The sequence below is a fragment of the Geminicoccus flavidas genome (genome assembly GCF_009806515.1).
GTDB lineage: Bacteria > Pseudomonadota > Alphaproteobacteria > Geminicoccales > Geminicoccaceae > Geminicoccus > Geminicoccus flavidus.
This window is the reverse complement of record NZ_WUJP01001039.1, coordinates 1-4,136: the sequence shown is the minus strand read 5'-3', so window position 1 is coordinate 4,136 and position 4,136 is coordinate 1. Positions and strand designations below refer to the sequence as shown.

General features: G+C 67.1%; 5 protein-coding genes. All 5 read left to right on the top strand.

Annotated elements, in window-relative coordinates:
• Positions 1–891 (top strand): PQQ-dependent sugar dehydrogenase (locus EQG76_RS29825; protein ID WP_159718880.1); only part of this gene is annotated, 891 nt, incomplete at its 5' end.
• A 218-nt stretch (positions 892–1,109) separates the two neighbouring features.
• Positions 1,110–1,988, top strand: coding sequence for a BKACE family enzyme (locus EQG76_RS29820; protein WP_407925589.1), 879 nt, complete (start codon positions 1,110–1,112; stop codon positions 1,986–1,988).
• A 54-nt stretch (positions 1,989–2,042) separates the two neighbouring features.
• Positions 2,043–3,056, top strand: coding sequence for a TRAP transporter substrate-binding protein (locus EQG76_RS29815; RefSeq protein WP_159718878.1), 1,014 nt, complete (start codon positions 2,043–2,045; stop codon positions 3,054–3,056).
• Positions 3,057–3,143: 87 nt separating this feature from the next.
• Complete coding sequence (locus EQG76_RS29810; RefSeq protein ID WP_159718877.1) at positions 3,144–3,653, top strand: TRAP transporter small permease subunit; 510 nt, start codon at positions 3,144–3,146, stop codon at positions 3,651–3,653.
• Positions 3,643–4,136: TRAP transporter large permease subunit (locus EQG76_RS29805; protein ID WP_159718876.1), on the top strand; the 494-nt coding region annotated here is incomplete at its 3' end. The genes EQG76_RS29810 and EQG76_RS29805, both read left to right, overlap by 11 nt.

Sequence of the window (4,136 nt, the reverse complement as noted above, 5' to 3'; positions counted from 1 at the left end):
GACGGCGACGGGACGGCCGAGACCCGCCACGTGTTCCTGGACGGGCTGAACCAGCCCTTCGGCATGGCCCTGCTGGGCGACACCTTCTATGTCGGCAATACCGACGGGCTGGTTGCCTTCCAGTATGAGGCGGGTACCGACCGGATCAGCGGGCCCGGCCGCAAGCTCGCCGAGTTCAAGCCGGGCGGGCACTGGACCCGCAGCATCCTGCCGAGCCCGGACGGCACCAGGCTCTATATCGGGGTCGGCTCGCTCAGCAATATCGGCGAGCACGGCATGGCAGCTGAGGAAGGGCGCGCCGCGATCTACGAGTTCGATGTGGCGAGTGGTGTGTGCCGGATCTTCGCATCCGGGCTGCGCAATCCGGTGGGCCTGGCATGGGAGCCCACCACCGGGGTGCTCTGGACGGTGGTCAACGAGCGCGACGGCCTGGGCGACGAGACCCCGCCCGACTATCTGACCTCCGTCCAGGACGGCGGCTTCTATGGCTGGCCCTATTGCTACTGGGGCCGGACCGTCGATGACCGGGTGCCGCAGGACCCGGCCCTGGTGGCCCGCGCGATCCAGCCGGACTATGCGCTGGGCGGGCACACCGCCTCGCTCGGCCTGTGCTGGCTGCCGGCCGGCACCCTGCCGGGCTTCGGCGACGGCATGGTGATCGGCCAGCACGGCTCCTGGAACCGCAGCAAGCTCAGCGGCTACCGGGTGGTGTTCGTGCCGTTCGAGAGCGGCCGGCCTGCCGGCCCGCCGCGCGACATCCTGACGGGCTTCCTCGCACCCGACGAGAAGGCGTCCTATGGCCGACCGGTCGGTGTCACCATCGGCCCGGACGGGTCGCTGCTGGTCGCCGATGACGTGGGCGACGTGATCTGGCGGGTAACCGGGGCCTGAGGGCGCCGCTCCACTCCTTCATCCCCATGGCCAGGGCTCGGTCGTGCTGCGCGCGGCCGAGCCCTGGGCATTGCGCATGACCGATCTCTTTCGCTGCCTGCCCGTCGCCGCAGGCAGTGTCGGCACACGTTCGCATGCCCAATCGAACGATTGCATGCAATCTGGGAACAATGTACTCCGATCCGCCATCAGGTGTGCAGGCGGTGACGGAGCGCGGTGTGGAGAAGTTGATCATCGAAGTCCGCGTCAACGAGTACGCGATGCGCGACGGCAACCCGAACGTGCCCTGGACGGCCGAGGAGATCGGCCGGGATGCGGCCGCCATCCGCGCGGCTGGCGCCTCGATCCTCCATTTCCACGCCCGTCAGCCGGACGGGTCGCCCGCACACGGCTATGACGCCTATGCCGACACGATCCGCGCGATCCGGGACAACAGCGACCTGCTGATCCATTCCACCCTGGGCCAGATCACGGTGCAGGGGGACGAGGCGCGCGTGGCGCACATCCGGCGCCTGGTCCAGGATCCGGCGCTGCGCCCGGAACTGGCGTCGATGGACATCGGCAGCACCAACATCGATGTCTACGACCCGGTGGCGAAGCGGTTCACCACCAAGTCCAAGAGCTACGTCAACAGCACCGAGACGCTGATCTTCTTCGCGAAGACCTTTCGCGAGATCGGCGTCAAGCCGGCGCTCGCCTGCTGGACCATCCCGTTCCTGCGCTATGTCGAGGCATTCTTGGAGATGGGTCTGCTGGACGATCCGGCCTACCTGCTCCTGGTCCATACCGACCGCTCCATCCTGGGCGGCCATCCGCCCACGGCTGCCGGGCTGCGCGCCTTTCTGGACTTCCTGCCGAGGTCCCGGCCGGTCCAGTGGACCGTGAATGCCAAGCCCGGGAACCTGTTCCCGATCGCCGCCCAGGCGATCCAGGCCGGCGGGCACGTGGCGATCGGGATCGGCGACAATCCTTATGCGGAGCTGGGCGCTCCCACCAACGCCGAGCTCGTGCGCCGGATCGTCGATCTGGCGAAGGCCTGCGGGCGGGAGATCGCCACGCCCGCCGAGGCCAGGGCGATGCTGAACATCCCCGGCTGAGGCCGCAAACGACTTCCCGGCGACATCGAGCAAGCAGGAGCAACGGAGGCTAACATGTGGAAGCGAGCAGTCCTCGGCAGTGCTTTGTCACTCGCCCTGTCCGTATCGGCGGCCCAGGCCGAGACCATCAACTGGAAGATGCAGTCCCTGATGCCGGCGGGTTCGACCGCCAACAAGGTGTTCGAGGACTTCGCGCAGAACGTGGACGCCATGTCGGGCGGCCGGCTGAAGATCGAGGTCATGCCGCTCGATTCCGTGGTCGCCGCCGACCAGACCCTGGAAGCGATCGGCCAGGGCATCCTGGATGGCCATTTCGGCTCGCCCGGCTATTTCGCGGGCGAGGATCCGGCGTTCGGCGTGCTGGGCTCGTTCATGGCCGGCTATGACACGCCGCTGCAGTTCCAGATGTTCTACGAATATGGCGGCGGCACCGAGATCGCCCGCGAGCTCTACCAGGACTACAACGTCCATTTCGTGGGCCCGTCCTTCTGGCAGGCCGAATCGATCCCGGCGCGCAAGCCGATCCGCAGCACCGAAGACTTCAAGGGCGTGAAGATCCGCGCGCCTGGTGGTGTGGTGGGCCAGGTGTTCAACGCCCTAGGTGCGAGCGTCGTCTCGCTGCCGGGCAGCGAGATCTTCCAGGCGCTCAGCACCGGCGTGATCGACGCCACCGACTACAGCACGCTCGGCCAGAACGCCCAGGTGGGCCTCTACCAGACCGCCAAGTATTCGCTCTATCCCGGCATCAGCTCGATGCCGGCCTGCGACATCTCGGTTAACCTGGACCGCTGGAACGAGCTGCCGGACGACCTGAAGGCGATTGTCGAGACCGCCACCAGACAGTTCGCGGCGGACATGAACGCGCAGACCCTGATCGACGACCAGAAGGCCGCCAAGGCCGTGGTCGCGGAGGAGGGGGTCGAGCTGATCGACTGGTCGCCGGAAGAGCGCCAGAAGCTGCGCGGCATCGCCGCCGAGGCGGTGAAGGAATACGCCGAAGGCAGCGAGCTCGCGAAGAAGGCCTACGAGGCGCACATCGCCTTCATGCAGCAGATCGGCCTGCTGTGACCTGAAGGAGGGCGGGGGCCGCGGGTCCCTGTCCCCTGCCTTGCCTTGCCTGAATGCGTTCTCGCCTCTCACCCGGGATCTCGCGACATGTGGATCGACCGCCTGTCGAAGGCGTCCGGCGCCCTCGCGGCAGCACTGATCGTCCCGGCGATCGCGATCTCCACCTATGAGGTGATCGCGCGCTACGGCTTCAGCCAGCCGACCAACTGGGTGCATCCGCTGACCACCAGCCTGTGCGCGCTGACCTTCGTGCTGGCAGGCCCCTATGTCCTGCAGCGCCAGGAACTCATCCGCGTCACCTTCGTCTATGACCGGTTCGGCCCACGGATCCGGCGCGTGATCGACCTGTTCTCGGCGACCCTCCTGATCCTGTGGGGGCTGGTCCTGACCTATGCCGCCTGGCTCCAGGCCGCGGCGTCGATCTTCCGTTTCCGCGGCGGGCGATGGCGGCCGGAGACGCTGGGCTCGGCCTGGGACGTACCGCTGCCGGCACTGGTCCGCGGCGTGCTGTTCCTGGCCTGCGCGCTCCTGCTGCTGCAGGCGGTCGTGAACTTCGTGCGGGCGGCGCGCCGGCTGGAGGCCGTCCATGGAAATTGAACTCATCACCGTCCTGATGTTCGGCGGCATGATCCTGCTCATGCTGCTGGGCGTCCCGCTCGGCGTGGTGACCGGCATCATCGCCACCTTCTTCATCCTGGACTTCGACCGGCTGAACAGCCTGATCCTGATCACCGGCCGAATTTACAGCTTCATCAACACCTATGTGCTCGTGTCCCTGCCGTTCTTCATCTTTATGGCGGGAATGATGGAGCGCACCGGGGTGGCTCGCGACCTGTTCGACGCGATGAGCGTCTGGGGCGCCAAGCGCCCGGGCGGCCTGGCGGCGATAACCACGGTGGTCGCCATCATCATGGCGGCGATGACCGGCGTAGTCGGCGGCGAGATCATGCTGCTCGGCATGATCGCCCTGCCGCAGCTCCTGCGCATGGGCTATGACGAGAAGCTGGCGCTCGGCACCATCGGTGCGGGTGGCGCGCTGGGCTCGATGATCCCGCCCAGCATCAACCTGATCATCTATGG